The sequence below is a fragment of the Amycolatopsis sp. NPDC026612 genome (assembly GCF_040638285.1).
Lineage (GTDB): Bacteria > Actinomycetota > Actinomycetes > Mycobacteriales > Pseudonocardiaceae > Amycolatopsis.
The window spans coordinates 12,692-32,149 of sequence record NZ_JBEZYB010000056.1; the positions used below are offsets into that span (position 1 = coordinate 12,692).

1 protein-coding gene is annotated in these 19,458 nt (G+C 75.7%); it reads left to right on the forward strand.

Annotated features, from left to right (window positions below; genetic code table 11):
- The first annotated feature begins 30 nt into the window (after positions 1-30).
- On the forward strand, positions 31-19,446 hold the full coding sequence (locus tag AB0F15_RS33540; RefSeq protein ID WP_360279271.1) for a type I polyketide synthase: 19,416 nt from the start codon (positions 31-33) through the stop codon (positions 19,444-19,446).
- Positions 19,447-19,458 lie beyond the last annotated feature (12 nt).

The following is a 19,458-nucleotide window of genomic DNA, read 5'->3' on the forward strand; positions in this document are numbered from 1 at the left end:
CCGGCGGACAACGCACGGAGTTGACGGCACATGGCGAACGAGGACAAGCTCCGCGACTACCTGAAGCTGGCCACGGCGGACCTGCGCCAGGCCAAGCAGCGGTTGCGGGACTTCGAGGCGCGGGACACCGAGCCGATCGCGATCGTCGGCATGGGCTGCCGCTTCCCGGGCGGGATCGAGACCCCGGAAGCGTTGTGGCGGCTGGTGTCCGACGGCGGTGACGTCATCGGGGACCTGCCGGCCAACCGGGACTGGGCCGCGCTCTACGACCCGGATCCGTCGCGGCCCGGCACGTTCTCCATGCGCGGCGGCGCGTTCCTGCACGACGCCGACCGGTTCGACGCCGCCTTCTTCGGCATCTCGCCGCGTGAAGCGCTCGCGATGGACCCGCAGCAGCGGCTCCTGCTGGAGACGTCGTGGGAAGCCCTCGAACGCGGCGGGATCGACCCGCGGACGTTGCGGTCGAGCCGCACCGGCGTGTTCGTCGGGGCCATGCAGCAGAACTACGCGCCGAGCTCGCACAAGGTCCCCGAAGCGGTCGAGGGCCACCTGCTCACCGGCACGATCACCAGCGTCGCCTCCGGCCGGATCGCCTACGTCCTCGGCCTGGAGGGGCCCGCGGTGACCGTCGACACCGCGTGCTCGTCCTCGCTGGTGGCCCTGCACTGGGCGGTGCAGGCGCTGCGCCGCGACGAGTGCTCGCTGGCGCTGGCGGGCGGGGTCACGGTGATGGCGACGCCCGGCATCCTCATCGAGCTCAGCCGGCAGCGGGCCCTCTCGCCGGACGGCCGGTGCAAGCCGTTCTCCGCGGACGCCGACGGCTTCGGTGCCGCCGAGGGCGCCGGGATGCTGGTGCTGGAACGGCTGTCCGACGCCCAGCGCCACGGGCACCCCGTGCTCGCCGTCGTGCGCGGCTCGGCGGTGAACTCCGACGGCGCGTCGAACGGGCTCAGCGCACCGAACGGGCCGTCGCAGGAGCGGGTCATCCTCGACGCGCTCGCCAACGCCCGCGTGGCGGCGAGCGAGGTCGACCTGATGGAGGCGCACGGCACCGGCACCCCGCTCGGTGACCCCATCGAAGCGCAGGCGCTGCTGGAGACCTACGGGCGCGGCCGGTCGCCGGAACGGCCGCTGTGGCTGGGCTCGGTGAAGTCGAACATCGGGCACACCCAGGCCGCGGCGGGTGTCGCCGGGGTGCTGAAGGCCGTGCTGGCGCTGCGGCACGCGACGCTGCCCGCGTCGAAGCACGCCGGGCGCCCGACGTCCGAAGTGGACTGGACGGCGGGCACGCTGCGGCTGCTGGACGGCGATGTCGCGTGGCCCGAGCGGGATCACCCGCGACGCGCGGCCGTGTCGTCGTTCGGCATCAGCGGCACCAACGCGCACGTCGTCCTCGAAGCCGCGCCGCCCGCCGGACCCGCGGCGCCCGCGCCCGTGCCCGCCGTCGTCCCGTGGGTCGTCTCGGGCCGGACCGCGGAAGCGCTGCGCGCGCAGGCCGCGGCCCTGCTGTCCGGTGTGGACGGTCTCGGCCTGCCCGAGACCGGCCACTCGCTGGCCGTGACGCGGGCCCGGTTCGAGCACCGGGCCGTCGTGGTCGGCCGGGACCGTGCGGAGCTGCTGCGCGGCCTCGCCGCGGTCGCCGAGGGCACGCCGGACGAGTCCGTGGTGTCCGGGATCGCCGGGAAGCCGGGCAAGGTCGCGCTGGTGTTCCCGGGCCAGGGATCGCAGTGGGCGGGCATGGCCCTCGACCTGGCGGAGTCGTCGCCGGTGTTCGCGGCGCGGCTCGACGAGTGCGCGGCGGCGCTTGCGTCCTTTGTGGACTGGTCGTTACGCGGGGTGCTGGCCGACGCGGAGGCGCTGGCGCGGGTCGACGTGGTCCAGCCCGCGCTGTTCGCGGTGATGGTGTCGCTGGCGGAGCTGTGGCGCTCGTACGGTGTCGTGCCCGACGCGGTGCTGGGTCACTCGCAGGGCGAGATCGCGGCCGCGGTGGTGGCGGGTGCTTTGTCCCTTGAGGACGGCGCGCGGGTGGTGGCGCTGCGGAGCAAGGCGATCCTGGCGCTGGCCGGGCGCGGGGGCATGGTGTCGGTGGCCGCCACGCTCGAGGACGTCGAGGCGCGGCTGCCCGAGGGGCTGTCGATCGCGGCGGTGAACGGCCCGGCCGCGGTGGTGGTCTCCGGTGCACGCGGTGCGCTCGATGCGCTGATCGCGTCGTGCGAGGCCGACGGTGTCCGCGCCAAGCGGATCCCGGTGGACTACGCGTCGCACTCGGCGCAGGTCGAAGAGATCCGCGACGAGCTCCTGGCCGTGCTGGCCCCGATCACCCCGCGGACCGCCGGGACGGGCTTCTTCTCGACCGTGACCGGCGACTGGGCCGACGGCGCCGAGCTGGACGCGCGGTACTGGTACACCAACCTCCGCGGCACCGTGCTGCTCGACGACGCCGTGCGGGCGCTGACCGAGCGCGGCTTCGGCACCTTCATCGAGGCCTCGCCGCACCCGGTGCTGACGATGGCCATCGGCGAGACGGCGACCGCGCTGGGCACCCTGCGCCGCGGCGACGGCGGGCTCGCCCGGTTCCAGCGGGCACTGGGGGAAGCGCACTGCGCCGGCGTCGAGGTCGGCTGGGCCCCGGCGTTCCCCGGTGCGAGCCGCGTGGACCTGCCCACCTACGCCTTCCAGCGCGAAAGCTTCTGGCTGCACACCGAGGAAGCCCGCGGTGGCGAGGCCGCGCCCGCCGACGCCCGGTTCTGGGCCGCCGTGGACCGCGCCGACCCGGCGGACCTCGCCGGCACGCTCGGCGTCGCGGTCGACACCCCGCTGGCGGAAGTCCTCCCGGCACTGGCCCGGTGGCGGCGACGCCGGACCATCGAGTCCACAGTGGACTCATGGCGGTACGGGATCACCTGGAAGGCCGCCGAACTGCCCGCCGCCACGCCGTCCGGGCGCTGGCTTGTCGTGCGCGGCGAGGACGGCACCGGCCAGGACGTCGTGGACGCCCTCGCCCGCACCACCGACGTCGAGGTGCTCACGCTCACCCCGGCCGACGACCGCGCCACGGTGGCCGAACGGCTGGCCGGGCCGTTCGACGGCGTGGTGTCGCTGCTCGCCGCCGACGAGCGCCCGCACCCGGAGTTCCCGGTAAGCCCGGCCGGGCTGGTCCTGACGCTCGTCCTCGCCCCGGCGCGGGGCGACGCCGGTGTCGCCGCCCCGCTGTGGGTGCTGACCCGCGGCGCGGTCCGCACCGGGCCGGCCGACGAGCTGCCGGGCATCGAGCAGTCCCCGCTCTGGGGCCTCGGCCGCGTCCTCGCGCTGGAACACGCCGACCGCTGGGGCGGGCTCGTCGACCTCACGCCGGAACCCGGCGCCGCCGAACTCGGCCTGCTGGGCCGGGTCCTCGCCGCCCGCGGTGCCGAGGACCAGGTCGCCGTGCGACCGGGCGGCCTGCGCGTCCGGCGGCTGCGCACCGCCGGCCGGAGCGGATCGCCGCGGCACTGGCGGCCCGAGGGCACGGTGCTCGTCACCGGCGGCACCGGGGCGCTCGGCACGCACCTCGCCCGCTGGCTCGCCGCGGAAGGGGCCACGCACCTCGTGCTGACCGGGCGCCGCGGGCCGGCCGCGCCCGGCGCCCCCGAACTGGCCGCCGAGCTGGAAGCGCTCGGCACGCGCGTCACGCTCGCGCGTTGCGACGTCGCCGACCGCGACGCCCTCGCCGCACTGCTGGCCGAGCTCGGCGAGCCGGTCCGGTCGGTGTTCCACGCCGCGGGGACGGTCGAGCTGCTGCCGGTGACCGGGACGACCACGCCGGGGTTCGCCGAGGTCGTCCGGGCGAAGGTGGCGGGCGCCCGGCACCTCGACGAGCTGCTCGGCGACGACCTCGACCGGTTCGTGCTGTTCTCCTCCATCGCCGGGGTCTGGGGCAGCGGCGACCACGCGGCCTACTCCGCCGCCAACACCTTCCTCGACACCCTGGCCGAGCGGCGCCGCGCCCGCGGCGCGACCGCGACGTCGATCGCCTGGGGTGTCTGGGCCCCGACGGAGATCGCGGGACAGGGCGGGATGTCCGAGGGCGTCGACGCCGGTCAGCTCGCCCGCCGTGGGCTGCCGCTGATGGACCCGGCCACGGCGATCGCGGCGCTGCAGGAGACCCTCGGCCACGACGAGACGTTCGTGGTGCTCGCCGACGTCGACTGGGCCCGGTTCGTGCCGGTGTTCACCGCGAGCCGCGCCCGGCCGCTGTTCGACGACCTGCCCCAGGTTCGCCGCCTGCAGGAGGCCACGAAACCGGTTGCCGGGTCCACACCGCCGGCCGCGCAGCTCGCCGGGCTGTCCGGCGACGAAGCCGGCCGGGTGCTGCTGGACCTGGTCCGCGCCCAGGCCGCCGCCGTGCTCGGGCACGCGAGCGGCGACGCCGTCGAGCCGGACCGGCCGTTCACCGACCTCGGCTTCGACTCGCTGACCGCGCTCGACGTCCGCAACCGGATCGCCGCCGCGACCGGCCTGCGGCTGCCCGCGACGCTGGTGTTCGACCACCCGACTCCGCGGCGGCTGGCCGTGCACCTGCGGGACGCCGTGCTCGGTACGCGCACCCGGCCGGTCACGGTGACCCGGGTGGCGAACGCGGAGGACCCGATCGCGATCATCGGCATGGGCTGCCGCTATCCCGGTGGTGTGCGGTCCGCCGACGACCTGTGGACCCTCGTCGCCGAAGGCCGCGACGCGATCTCCGGGTTTCCCGCCGATCGCGGCTGGGACCTGGCGAAGCTGTTCGGCGGCGACGCCGACGAGCAGGGCACGTCGACGGTCCGCGAAGGCGGCTTCCTGCACGACGTCGCCGACTTCGACGCCGGTTTCTTCGGGATTTCCCCGCGCGAGGCGCTGGCCATGGACCCCCAGCAGCGGCTGCTGCTGGAGATCGCGTGGGAGACCGTCGAGCACGCCGGGATCGACCCGGCCACGCTGCGCGGCGAACCGGCGGGTGTCTTCGTCGGCGCCAACTACCAGGACTACTACACGCGGATGCGGGAGATCCCGGACGGCCTCGAAGGGCACCTGCTCACCGGCAGCGTGTCGAGCGTGCTGTCCGGCCGGATCGCCTACACGCTCGGGCTGGAGGGCCCGGCGATCACCGTCGACGCCGCCTGTTCCTCGTCGCTGGTGGCGCTGCACCTGGCCGCGCAGGCCCTGCGCCGCGGCGAGTGTTCGCTCGCGCTCGCCGGCGGGGTCGCGGTCATGGTGACGCCGGCGTCGTTCACCGCCTTCAGCCGCCAGCGCGGACTGGCCGCGGACGGGCGCTGCAAGGCGTTCGGTGCCGGTGCCGACGGGATGGGCATGGCCGAGGGCGCGGGTCTGGTGCTGGTCGAGCGGCTGTCGGATGCCCGGCGCCTCGGCCACCCCGTGCTCGCCGTGCTGCGCGGCAGCGCGCTCAACCAGGACGGCGCGTCCAACGGGCTCAGTGCGCCCAGCGGCCCGGCTCAGCAGCGTGTCATCCGCGCCGCCCTCGCCGACGCCGGACTGTCCACAACGGACGTCGATCTGGTCGAAGCGCACGGCACCGGCACGGCGCTGGGTGACCCGATCGAGGCGCAGGCGCTGCTCGCGACCTACGGCCAGGACCGCGCCGAGCCGCTGTGGCTCGGCTCGCTCAAGTCGAACATCGGCCACACCCAGGCCGCCGCCGGCGTCGCCGGCGTGATCAAGACCGTGCAGGCGCTGCGTCACGGCGTCCTGCCGCGGACGCTCCACGCCGAGACGCCGTCGTCCCACGTGGACTGGGAGAGCGGCGCCGTGCGGCTGCTCGACGAGCCGCGTCCGTGGGCGCGGCCGCGGCCGCGCCGGGCGGCGATCTCGTCGTTCGGCATCTCCGGCACGAACGCCCACGTCATCCTCGAACAAGGTGACGTCCCCGACGTCGAGCCCGTGCCCGAGCCCCCGGTCGTGCCGTGGGTGCTGTCCGCGAAGACGCCCGAGGCGGTGCGGGCCCAGGCCGCGGCCCTCCGGAAGCGTGCCACCGAAGACAGCGCCGCCGACATCGCGTTCTCGCTCGCGACGTCCCGCTCGGCGTTCCCGCACCGCGCGGTCGTCACCGGCGGCCGGACCGCGCTGCTCGCCGGGCTTTCTGCGCTCGCGCAGGAGCTTCCGGCGCCGAACGTGGTCACCGGAACGGTGGCCCCGGGCCGGACCGCGCTCGTGTTCCCCGGCCAGGGATCGCAGTGGGCGGGGATGGCCCTCGACCTGGCGGAGTCGTCGCCGGTGTTCGCGGCGCGGCTCGACGAGTGCGCGGCGGCCCTGGCGTCCTTTGTGGACTGGTCGCTGTGTGAGGTGCTGGCGGACGCGGCGGCGTTGGCGCGGGTCGACGTCGTGCAGCCCGCGCTGTTCGCGGTGATGGTGTCGCTGGCCGGGCTGTGGCGCTCCTTCGGCGTGGTGCCGGACGCCGTGGTCGGGCATTCGCAGGGCGAGATCGCGGCGGCCGTGGTTGCGGGCGCGCTGTCGCTGGAGGACGGTGCCCGGGTGGTCGCGTTGCGCAGCAAGGCGATCCTGGCGCTGGCCGGGGGCGGCGGCATGGTTTCGGTCGCGGCACCACTGGAAGCGGTCGAGGCGCGGCTGACCGGCGGCCTGTCGATCGCCGCCGTGAACGGCCCGGCCGCCGTCGTCGTCTCGGGCGAGCCCGGCGCACTGGACACGCTGATCGCCGCGTGCGAGGCGGACGGCGTCCGCGCCAAGCGGATCCCGGTGGACTACGCGTCCCACTCGGCCCAGGTCGAACAGCTCCGGGCCGAACTGCTGGACGTGCTGGCCCCGATCCGGCCGCGGACGGGCGACATCGCGTTCTTCTCCACCGTCACCGGGACCTGGCTCGACGGCGCCGAGCTGGACGCCGGGTACTGGTACACCAACCTCCGCGAGACCGTCCGGCTCGACATCGCGGTGACCGCGCTCGCCGCGGAAGGGTTCGGCACGTTCGTCGAGTCCTCGCCGCACCCGGTGCTGACCACGGCGATCGGCGAGACCGACGGCGTCGAGGCGCTCGGTTCGCTGCGCCGCGACGACGGCGGGTACGAGCGGTTCCTCCGCTCGCTCGGCGAGGCGCACGTGCGCGGCGTCGCGGTGGACTGGACACCGGCGGTCCCCGGCGCCCGCCGCATCGAGCTGCCCACCTACGCCTTCCAGCGCCGCCGCTACTGGCTCGACGCGGGCAGCACGCCGCAGTCGGCCGCCGACCCGGTGGATGCCGCGTTCTGGGCCGCCGTGGACGGTCTCGATCTCGACGCCGTCGCGGGCACCCTCGACATCGCACCCGGCAGCACCCTGGCCGAGGTCCTGCCCGCGCTGACCCGGTGGCGCGACCGCGCCCGTATCGGGTCCGAAGTGGACTCGTGGCGCTACCGCATCGAGTGGAAGCCCGTCGCCGCGCCGTCCGCGCCGGAGCTGTCCGGCCGCTGGCTGGTCGTCGTCCCGGACGGTGACGACGCCGGTGTCCCGGCCGCCCTCGCCGCCCACGGCGCCGAGCCGGTCGTGACGTCCGGGTTCGACGGCGCCGAGGGGTACGCCGGGGTCGTCTCGCTGCTCGCGCTCGACGAAACCGCCGGAGCCACCGCGAACCTCGCGCTGGCCCAGGCCATGGCCGGGAGCGAAACGCCGTTGTGGCTGCTGACCCGCGGCGGCGTCGCCGGCGACGACATCCGGCCCGCCCAGGCGATGACCTGGGGGCTCGGCCGGGTGATCGGGCTCGAACTGCCCGGCATCTGGGGCGGACTGCTCGACCTGCCCGCCGAACCGGACAGTGCGACAGCGGCGTTGCTCGCCGCCGCACTGTCCGGAGTGGACGCCGAAGACCAGCTCGCGATCCGGCCGGCCGGGCTGCTGGCCCGTCGCTTGGTCCGCGCGCCCTTCACGCCGGTGGCGCAGCGGTGGAAGCCGCGGGGCACCGTTCTGGTCACCGGGGGCACCGGTGCGCTGGGCGGCCACGTCGCCCGCCGGCTCGCCGCGGACGGTGCCGAACACCTGGTGCTGACCAGCCGCCGTGGCCTGGCCGCGCCAGGCGCGGCCGAACTCGAAGCCGCACTCTCCGCACTCGGGACGCGGGTGACGATCGCCGCGTGCGACGTCGCCGACCGCGCCGCGCTCGCCGCGCTGCTGGCGAGTCTGGACGAGCCGGTGCGCGCGGTCGTGCACGCCGCCGGGCTGCCGCAGGCCACCCCGGTGCTGGACACCACCCCGGCCGAATTCGCCGCCGTGATCGAGGGGAAGGTCGCCGGCGCTCGCCACCTCGACGAACTGCTCGGTGACGACCTCGACGCCTTCGTGCTCTTCTCCTCGAACGCCGGGGTCTGGGGCAGTGGCGGCCAGGGAGCGTACGGCGCGGGCAACGCCTACCTCGACGCCCTGGCCGAGCAGCGCCGGGCGCGCGGGGCCACCGCGACCTCGGTCGCCTGGGGCTTCTGGGGCGGCGGGGGCATGGCGGGCGACGTCGAACTGGAGGACCAGCTCCGCCGCCGCGGCCTGCGTGAGATGGCTCCCGAAGCCGCGGTCGAGGCGCTGTGCCAGGCCCTGGACGCGCGCGAGGTCTTCCTGGCCGTCGCCGACGTCGACTGGGCCCGGTTCGCGCCCGGGTTCACGCTCACCCGGCGGCGGCCGCTGATCGAAGACCTCCCCGAGGTCCGGGCCCTCCCTTCCGCAGAACCGGAGGTGGCGCGGCCCGCGCTGGCCCGCCGGATCGCCGGGATGGGCGAAACCGAAGCCCGCCGGCTGCTGCTGGACCTCGTCCGCGGCCAGGCCGCGTCGGCACTCGGGCACGACTCGGCGACGGCGGTCCCGGCCGGGCGGGCGTTCCGGGAACTCGGCTTCGACTCGCTGACCGCGGTCGAGGTACGTAACCGCCTCAACGCGGCGACCGGGCTGACCCTGCCCGCGACGCTGGTGTTCGACCACCCGAACCCGGCCGCGCTCGCTGCGGAACTGCATCGGCTGCTGCTCGGCCGCACCGCGACGGCGGAGGCCACCGCGGTCGCGGCCGTCGACGAGCCGGTTGCGATCGTGGCGATGGGCTGCCGGTTCCCCGGGGGCGTGCGCTCGCCGGAGGACCTCTGGCGGCTGGTCGCCGACGGCGTCGACGCGCTGACGGAGTTCCCCGACGGCCGCGGCTGGGACCTGACCTCGTTCGGCGACGCCGAGTTCGCCGAGGTCGGCGGCTTCGTGGCCGACGCGGCCGAGTTCGACGCGGGCTTCTTCGGCATCTCGCCGCGCGAAGCCCTCGCCATGGACCCGCAGCAACGCGTGCTGCTGGAGACGTCGTGGGAGGTGCTGGAGCGGGCCGGGCTCGACCCCGCCACCCTGCGCGGCAGCCGGACCGGCGTCTTCGTCGGGGCCAGCACCTCCGGTTACGGCGCCGACCTCGAGTCCGGCTCGGAGGGGTACCTGCTGACCGGCGAGGCACCCAGCGTGCTGTCCGGGCGGCTGTCGTACACCTTCGGGCTGGAGGGTCCGGCGGTCACGGTGGACACCGCGTGCTCGTCGGCCCTGGTCGCGCTGCACCTGGCGGCGCAGTCGCTGCGGCAGGGGGAGTGCTCGCTGGCGCTGGCCGGCGGCGTGGCGATCATGGCGAAACCGATGGCGTTCCTGGAGTTCGCCCGCCAGGGCGGCCTGGCCGCCGACGGCCGCTGCAAGGCGTTCGCCGACGCCGCGGACGGCACCGGCTGGGGCGAGGGCGTCGGCCTGGTGCTGCTGGAGCGGCTCTCGGACGCCGAGCGCAACGGGCACGAAATCCTCGCCGTGGTCCGCGGCTCCGCCGTGAACCAGGATGGCGCGTCCAACGGGTTGAGCGCGCCGAACGGTCCTGCGCAGCAGCGGGTGATCCGGGCCGCACTGGCCAACGCCGGTCTGTCCACTTCGGACGTCGACGCGGTGGAGGCGCACGGCACCGGGACCCGGCTGGGCGACCCGATCGAGGCGCAGGCCCTGCTGGCCACCTACGGGCAGGACCGCGACGAGCCGCTGTGGCTGGGGTCGGTCAAGTCCAACCTGGGCCACACGCAGGCCGCGGCCGGGATGGCGGGGGTGATCAAGACCGTCGAAGCCTTGCGCCACGGTGTCCTGCCGTGCACGCTGCACGTCGACGCGCCGTCGTCCCAAGTGGACTGGTCGGCCGGAGCCGTCGAACTGCTCACGGAGGCCCGTGACTGGCCGGATCACGACCGGCCGCGCCGGGCCGCCGTCTCGGCGTTCGGCGTCAGCGGCACCAACGTCCACACGATCCTCGAACAGGCACCGGGCGCCGCGGTCCGGCCCGAACCCGGGCCGACGGACGCGCTGCTGCCCTGGGTGCTGTCCGCCCACGACGAAGGTGCCCTCGCCGCGTTGACCGCGCAGGTCCGCGAGCTGGACGCGAACCCGGCGGACATCGGCTTCTCGCTGGCCACCACCCGGGCCCGGCTCGAGCACCGCGCGGTGCTGCTCGGCTCCGAGGTCGTCACCGGCACCGCCGACCCGGACGCGGTGCTGGCCGTGCTGTTCACCGGCCAGGGTGCCCAGCGCGCCGGTATGGGCCGGGGCCTGTACGACCGGTTCCCGGTCTACGCCGAAGCGTTCGACGCCGTGCTCGCGCACTTCGGCCCGGAGCTGCGCGAAGCCTTCGAGGACGCCGAGCTGCTGGACCGGACCGAGTTCACCCAGCCGGCGTTGTTCGCCGTCGAGGTGGCGTTGTTCCGGCTCGTCTCTTCGTGGGGCGTGCGGCCCGGCTTCGTGGCCGGGCACTCGATCGGCGAGATCTCCGCCGCGCACGTCGCCGGGGTGCTGTCCCTCGAGGACGCCTGCCGCCTGGTCGCGGCCCGTGCTTCGCTGATGCAGGCCCTGCCCGCCGGCGGGGCGATGGTGTCGATCGCCGCGTCCGAGGCCGACGTCCTGTCCGCTGTGGACGGTTGTGACGGCGTGTCGGTCGCGGCGGTGAACGGCCCGGCGTCGGTGGTGATCTCCGGGGTCGAAGCCGTGGTGCTGGACATCGCGGCCGGCTTCGCCGCGGACGGCGTCCGGACCAAGCGGCTCACCGTGAGCCACGCGTTCCACTCGCCGCTGATGGACCCGATCCTGGCGGAATTCCGCGCGGTCGCGGAGAGCCTGACGTACCACCCCGCCGAGCTACCGGTGCTCTCGAACGTGAGCGGTGCTCTCGCCGAGCCGTTCACGGCGGATTACTGGGTTCGCCACGTCCGGGAGGCGGTCCGGTTCGCCGACGGTGTCTCGACCCTGCGGGCCGCGGGCGCCGGCGTCTTCCTGGAGCTCGGTCCCGACGGCGTCCTCAGCGCCATGGTCGACGGCACTGCCGTCCCCGCGCTCCGGCGCGACCGCTCCGAAGAGAGAGCACTGCTCACGGCGTTGAGCACTGTCCACGTCCACGGTGTCGATGTCGACTGGGCCGCGTTCTTCCCCGGCGGCCGCCGCATCGACCTCCCGACGTACCCGTTCCAGCGCGAGCGTTACTGGCCGCGCGCGGTCGCGGCCCGGGGCGACCTCGGCGCGGTCGGCCTGGGGGCGCTCGGGCACTCGCTGCTCGGCGCGGCGGTCGAGCTGGCCGGCGACGACGGCATCGTCCTCAGTGGACGGCTGTCGCTGGAGACGCACCCGTGGCTGGCCGGGCACGCCCTGGCCGGCACGGTCCTGCTGCCCGGCACCGCGCTGCTCGAGCTGGTGGTGCAGGCCGGTGACCAGACCGGCTGCGACGTCGTCGACGAGCTGACCTTCGCCGCGCCGCTGGTGCTGCCCGCCCGGGGCGCGGTCACCGTCCAGGTGTCGGCCGGTCCGGCCGGCACCGGCGGCCGCCGCCCGGTCGCGGTGTCCTCCCGGCCCGCCGGCTCCGACGCCGCCTGGACCCGGCACGCGACCGGCAGCGTCAGCCGCGCGGCCCTCGCCCGGGAAAGCGCCGCCGAATGGCCGCCGCCCGGAGCCGAGGCGGTCGACATCGCCGGGCTCTACCCGCGGCTGGCCGCGATGGGCTTCGCGTACGGCGAGGCCTTCGGCGGACTCGGCCGCGTCTGGCGGAGCGGCGCCGAGGTGTACGCCGAAGTGGCGTTGCCCGAGCCGTTCGAGGCCGAGGGCTTCGCGCTGCACCCGGCCCTGCTCGACGCCGCGCTGCACCCGCTGGGCCTCGGCATCGTCCCGCCCGACGACGGTTCGGCGCGGGTCCCGTTCTCCTTCACGGACGTCGTGGTGCACGCGACCGGCGCCACCGAACTGCGGGTCCGGCTGTCGCCGGCGGGGGAGAACGCCGTCGCCCTCACCGCGTGGGACACCACCGGCGCTCCCGTGGTGACCGTGGGCTCATTGCTGCTGCGCCCGGTCGCCACCGCACCGGACACCCTCCCCGACACGCTGTTCGAGCAGATCTGGACCGAGGTCACCGCCGATCCCGCGGCCCCGCGCGAGGAACTCGTCTTCGCGTCGGTGACCGGGGGCGATGTGCACGAAACGACCGGCCGGGTCCTGGAGAGGCTGCAGGACTGGCTCGCCGAAGACCGACCGGGCCGCCTCGTCTTCGTCACCCGCGGTGCGGCCGAGGGCGACCTCGCGGCGGCGGCCGCCGGCGGGCTGGTGCGGTCCGCACAGGCGGAACACCCGGGCCGGTTCCTCCTGGCCGACGTCGACGACGATCCGCGGTCCCGGGCGCTGTTGTCCACTGTGGACGCCTTCGGTGAGCCGCAGCTGGCCCTCCGGGAAGGCACCGCGTCGGCGCCCCGGCTGGCCCGGGCGAGCGGGATGCCGTTGAAGCCGCCCGCCGGGGGCTCGTGGCAGCTGGTCACGACCGGCACCGGCACCACCGACGGCCTGGCCCTGGCCGAGACGACCGAGGCGCCCCTCGGTGAGCGTGACGTCCGGATCGAGGTGCGCGCGGCCGGGCTCAACTTCCGCGACGTGCTCATCTCCCTGGGGATGTACCCGGACCCGGAAGCGCGCCTCGGCTCCGAAGCGGCGGGCGTGGTCGTCGAAGCCGGTGCCGGGGTGCGGGACCTCGCCGTCGGGGACCGCGTGTTCGGCTTGGTCGACGACGCTTTCGGCCCGCGGGCCGTCGCCGATGCCCGCCGGCTGGCCCCGATGCCCGCCGGGTGGACGTTCGCCGAGGCCGCGACCGTCCCTGTCGCCTTCGTGACCGCCTACTACGGCCTCTTCGACCTCGGCGGGCTGCGCGCCGGGCAGTCCGTGCTCGTCCACGCGGCCGCGGGCGGCGTCGGGATGGCCGCCGTTCAGCTCGCCCGCTGGAAGCGCGCGGAGGTGTTCGCGACGGCGAGCGAGGGCAAGCACGCCGTGCTGCGCGAGCTCGGCCTCGACGACACGCACCTGGCGAGCTCACGCACGCTGGACTTCCGGGACCGGTTCGGGCCCGTCGACGTCGTCCTCAACTCGCTGACCGGGCCGTTCGTCGACGCCTCACTGGAGCTGCTCGCCCCCGGCGGCCGGTTCGTCGAGCTGGGCAAGACCGACGTCCGCGAGGGACCGGGCTACCACCCCTTCGACCTCGGCGACCCCGGACCGGACCGGATCGCGGCCATCCTCGCCGACCTGCTGGCCGCCTTCGGCCGCGGCGAGCTGACGCCGTTGCCGCTGCGCGCCTGGGAGCTGGGCCGCGCGGCCGAGGCGTTCCGGTTCGTCAGCCAGGCCAAGCACGTCGGCAAGAACGTGCTCACGCTGCCGCGCCCGGAGCCGGCGGGCACCGTGCTCGTGACCGGCGGCACCGGCGCGCTCGGCGCCGCCGTGGCCCGGCACCTGGCCCGCCGTCCGGGCGTCCGGCGGCTGGTGCTGGTGAGCAGGCGGGGCCCGGACGCACCCGGCGCCGCCGGGCTGCGCGAAGAACTGACCGCGCTCGGCGTCGAGGCGAACGTGGTCGCCGGCGACGTGGCCGAGCCCGGGTTCGTGGCGGACGTGCTGCGGGAGATCCCCGCCGGGCAGCCGCTGATCGGGGTGGTGCACGCCGCCGGGATCCTCGACGACGGCGTGCTCGAAGCGCAGACACCGGACCGGGTGGCCTCGGTGCTTCGCGCCAAAGTGGACGGCGCGTCGGCGCTCGACAGGCTTACCCGGGACCACGACCTGGCCTGGTTCGTCCTGTTCTCCTCGGTCGCCGGGATTGTCGGCGCGGCCGGGCAAAGCGGGTACGCCGCGGCGAACAGCGCACTGGACGCGCTCGCCACGCGGCGCCGGTCCCGAGGGCTGCCCGCCGTTTCCCTCGCCTGGGGGCAATGGGCGCTCGGCAGCGCGATGACCGGGAAGCTCGGCGAGCGCGACCGCGGCCGCATCGAACGGTCCGGGATCCGGCCACTGTCCACTGAGGACGCATTGGCCGCATTGGACGCCGCCGCCGGGCTCGGCAGGCCGGTCGCCGTGCCGATGCGCCTGGACCTCGCCGCCCTGCGCGCCGCCGACGACCTCGCTCCGCTGTGGCGCGGGCTCGTGCGCACGCCGGTCCGCCGGGCCGCGGCCGCCGCCGTCGCCGACGACGGCTGGGCCCGCCTCGACCCCGAAGAAGCCCGCGGAAAGCTCCTGGACCTGGTCCGCAAGCACGTCGCGGCGGTGCTGGGGCACGCGAGCCCCGCCGCCGTCGACCCGGCGAAGGCGTTCAAGGACACCGGGTTCGACTCGCTGACCTCGGTGGAGCTGCGCAACCGGCTCGCCACCGCGACCGGCCGCGCCCTGCCCGCGACGCTCGTCTTCGACTACCCGAACCCCGAGGTGCTGGCCGGGTTCCTGCACCGCGAACTGGCCGGCACGGTCCCCGCGGCGCCCGCGGTGGTCCCGGCGACGCGGGCCGCCGGGGACGAGCCGATCGCCATCGTCGCGATGAGCTGCCGCTTCCCGGGCGACGTCGATTCGGCCGACGCCCTGTGGGACCTGGTCGCCGAGGGCCGCGACGCCATCGGCGGGTTCCCGGCGGACCGCGGCTGGCCCGTCGACGAGCTCTACCACCCGGACCCCGCGCACCCGGGCACGTTCTACGCCACCGGCGGCGGCTTCCTGCCCGGCGCCGCCCGTTTCGACGCGGCGTTCTTCGGGATCTCCCCGCGCGAAGCCCTCGCCATGGACCCGCAGCAGCGGCTGCTCCTCGAAGTGTCGTGGGAGGCCTTCGAACGCGCGGGCATCGACCCGGGCACGCTGCGCGGCAGCAACACCGGCGTGTTCGTCGGCGCCGCCCACTCCGGGTACGCCGCGGGCCGCGCCCCGGCCGCCGGCGGTGTCGAGGGGCACCTGCTCACCGGCAACGCGGGCAGCGTGCTGTCCGGCCGCGTCGCCTACCACCTGGGCCTGGAGGGCTCCGCGGTCACCGTCGACACCGCCTGTTCGTCGTCGCTGGTCGCCCTGCACCTGGCCGGGCAGGCGCTCCGCCACGGCGAATGCGACCTGGCGCTCGCCGGCGGGGTCGCGATCCTCGGCACGCCGGACATCTTCGTCGAGTTCAGCCGGCAGCGCGGGCTGTCCGCGGACGGCCGCTGCAAGGCCTTCGCCGACGCGGCCGACGGCACCGGCTGGAGCGAAGGCGCCGGCATGGTCGTCCTCGAGCGGCTGTCGGACGCGCGGCGCAACGGCCACGAGGTCCTGGCGCTCCTGCGCGGTTCGGCGGTCAATTCCGATGGCGCGTCGAACGGCTTGACCGCGCCGAACGGGCCGTCGCAGCAGCGGGTGATCCGGGCGGCACTGGCGAACGCGGGCCTGCAATCGTCCGATGTGGACGTCGTCGAGGCGCACGGTACCGGGACGACCCTGGGTGACCCGATCGAGGCGCAGGCGGTGCTGGCCACCTACGGGCAGGACCGCGAAACGCCGCTGTGGCTGGGTTCGCTGAAGTCCAACCTCGGGCACACGCAGTCGGCCGCGGGCGTGGCCGGGGTGATCAAGATGGTGCTGGCCATGCGCCACGGCGTGCTGCCGAAAACCCTGCACGTGGACGCGCCGTCGACCCGCGTGGACTGGACGTCGGGGGCGGTCGAGCTGTTGACCGAGGCCCGCGAGTGGCCGTCCGGCCGGCCGCGCCGGGCCGGCGTCTCGGCCTTCGGCATCTCCGGCACCAACGCCCACGCCATCCTCGAACTCCCCGCCGCACCGGCGCCGTTGCCGATGGGGCCACCGGAGCCGCCGGTGGTGGCCTGGGCCCTGTCGGCGAAGGGCCAACCGGCGCTGCGGGCCCAGGCGCGCAGGCTGGCGGCGTCCGTCGCCGACGCCGCTCCGGCCGCGGTCGCCGGGGCGCTGCTCACCCGGGCCCGCTTCGCCGACCGGGCGGTCGTGCTCGGCAGCAGCCGCGAGGAACTGCTTTCCGGGCTGCACGCGCTGGCCGGTGGCGAGCCCGCACCCGGGGTCGTCCGGGGCACGGCGTCGGCGGGCAAGCTCGCGGTGCTGTTCACCGGCCAGGGCGCGCAGCGGACCGGCATGGGCCGCGAGCTGTACGACCGCTACCCGGTGTACGCGGCGGCGTTCGACGACATCTGCGCCGAATTCACCGCGCCCGTGCGTGATGTCGTGTTCGGCGACGCGCCGGGCCTGGACGAGACCGGGTTCACCCAGCCCGCGCTGTTCGCCGTCGAGGTCGCGCTGTACCGGCTCTTCGAGTCGTGGGGCGTGCGGCCTTCGTTCGTCGCCGGGCACTCCGTCGGGGAACTCGCGGCGGCGCACGTCGCCGGGGTGTTCTCCCTGGAAGACGCGTGCCTGCTCGTTTCGGCCCGCGCCGCGCTGATGCAGGCGCTGCCGAAGGGCGGCGCGATGGCGTCGATCGCCGCGCCGGAGGCCGATGTCGTGGCGCTGGCCGGTGATCGGGTGGCGATCGCCGCCGTCAACGGCCCCGCCTCGGTGGTCGTCTCGGGGGACGAACCCGCAGTCCTCGCCGTAGCCGCGGAGTTCGCGGGCCGGGGGGTGCCGGCCAAGCGGCTCAGCGTCAGCCACGCCTTCCACTCGCCGCACCTCGACCCGATGCTGGACGAGTTCCGCGCGGCCGCCGACAAGGTCACCTACCACCCGGCGGACATCCCGGTGATCTCGAACGTCAGCGGTGCGCTCGCCGAGCCGTTCACGGCGGACTACTGGGTGCGGCACGTGCGGGAGGCCGTCCGGTTCGCCGACGGTGTCGCGACGCTCGAAGCCGGAGGCGCGCGGTTCTTCCTGGAGCTGGGCCCCGACGGCGTCCTCAGCTCGATGGTCCGCGACAGCGTGTCCGGGGACGCCGTGGTGGTGCCGTCGCTGCGGCGCGACCGGCCCGACGGCGAGGCGGCGCTGACCGCGCTGGCGACGTTGTCCGCGAACGGCGCGCCTGCCGACCTGGCCGCGGTGTTCGGTCGCACCGGGCACGTGAACCTGCCCACCTACGCCTTCCAGCACGAGCAATACTGGCTCGAAGCGGCCGCTCCTGCGCCCGCGGCGGACACCGCCTTCTGGGCGGCGGTCGAACGCGAGGACGTCGGCGAGCTGGCCGGCGCACTGTCGATCGGCGAGGACCAGCGCCGGTCGCTCACCGAGCTCCTCCCCGCCCTGTCGTCGTGGCGCAGGCAGCGGTCCGAACAGTCCGTTGTGGACGGATGGCGCCACCGGGTCGCGTGGGAACCCGCGCGCGAGACCGGTGCGACGCCGCCGGGCCGCTGGCTGCTGGCCGTCCCGGCCGGGGAAGCCCACCTGGGCGACCAGGTCGCCGCGGCCCTCGGCGCGCACGGGGTGGCGTTCACCCGCCTCGACGACCCTGCGGGCGACGACCTCGCCCGGGCTGCCCGGACCGCGGACGCCGTCCTGTCGCTGCTCGCCCTCGCTCCCGCGACGGGCTCGGTCGTCCCGGCCGGGGTGGCGGCGACACTCGCGCTGCTCCGGGCGGTGCCCGGCATTCCCGTGTGGACGGTCACGCGCGGCGCCGTGGCCGTCGGCCACGCCGACCCGGCGCCCGACCCCGCCCAGGCCCAGGTCTGGGGGCTCGGCCGCAGCGCCGCCCTCGACCGGTCGGACGGCTGGGGCGGCTTGGTCGACCTGCCCCCGGCGGCTTCCGGGGGTCCGGGTGGCGAAGCCCCGCACGAGCTCGGCAGCCGGATCGGCGACCTGCTGGTCCAGGCGCTGGCGGACCCGGCGGAAGACCAGGTCGCCGTGCGGGCGGACGGGCGGTTCGCCCGGCGGCTCGTCCCGGTCACCGGTGCCCCCGCCGGCCGTCCGTGGCAGCCGCGCGGCACGGTGCTCGTCACCGGCGGCACGGGCGCGCTCGGTGCTCACGTCGCCCGCTGGCTCGCCACCGCGGGTGCCGAGCGGATCGTGCTCACCAGCCGCCGCGGCGCGCAGGCCCCGGGCGCGGAAGACCTCCGCGCCGAGCTGACCGCCTTGGGCGCCGAGGTGACGATCGCGGCCTGCGACGTCGCCGACCGAGCCGCGCTCGCCGCGGTGCTCGACGAAATCCGCGACGGCCTGACCGCCGTCGTCCACGCGGCCGGGACCGGGGGAGCGACCCCCCTGGACGATGCGGACCTCGGGGCCTTCGCGGACATCCTCTCCGCCAAGGTGACCGGCGCCGAAAACCTCGACACGCTGCTCGGCGACACCGAACTCGACGCCTTCGTGCTGTTCTCGTCCATCGCCGGGGTGTGGGGCAGCGGCGGCCAGGCCGCCTACGGCGCGGCGAACGCCCACCTCGACGCGCTCGCCGGGCGCCGCCGGTCCGGTGGCCGGACCGCGACGGCGCTGGCCTGGGGCCCGTGGGCCGGCGGCGGCATGGCGGCCGACCACGACGCCGAGGACTACCTGCGCCGCCGCGGCTTGACCCCGTTGCCGCCCGCTCTCGCCGTCCGTGCGCTCGCCGGCGCGGTCGGCCGGGACGAGACCACGCTCACCCTGGCCGACGTCGACTGGACGCGGTTCGCGCCCGCCTTCACCTCCGCCCGGCCGAGCGCGCTTCTGCTCGGCGTGCCGGAAGCACGGCGGGTGCTCGAGGCGGCCACGGAGATCCCGGTCTCCGGCGACCTGCCGGAGAAGCTGGCCGGGCTGTCCGACGCGGAGGCCGGGCGGATGCTGCTGGGCCTGGTCCGCACCGAGGCGGCGGGCGCGCTGGGGCACCGCGGTGCCGACGCCGTCGCCGCGGGCCTGCCGTTCACCGAACTCGGCTTCGACTCCCTGACCTCGGTCGAGTTCCGCAACCGCCTGGCGGCGGCGGCCGGCGTGGCCCTCCCCGCGACGGTCGTGTTCGACCACCCGACCCCGGCGGCCCTCGCCGCGCACCTCGGCGAAGTCCTGCGGCCCGGCGCCGCGGCCGACCCCGAAGAGGCCCGGATCCGGGCGGCGCTGGCCACGGTGCCGCTGGCCCGGTTCCGCGACGCCGGCCTGATGACGGCGCTCCTGGAGCTGGCCGGGCTCGACGCCGCCGATGGTGGCGACACCGGCGCCGGCGGCGACGTGGACGACCTGGACGCCGAAGCGCTGGTGCGGCTGGCGCTGGACGGTACCGATACCCGATGACCCACTCCTGGA

What these genes read in the sequence shown, in the direction of transcription:
- AB0F15_RS33540 (WP_360279271.1), top strand. Translation starts at nt 31, where the DNA reads ATGGCGAACGAGGACAAGCTCCGCGACTACCTGAAGCTGGCCACGGCG.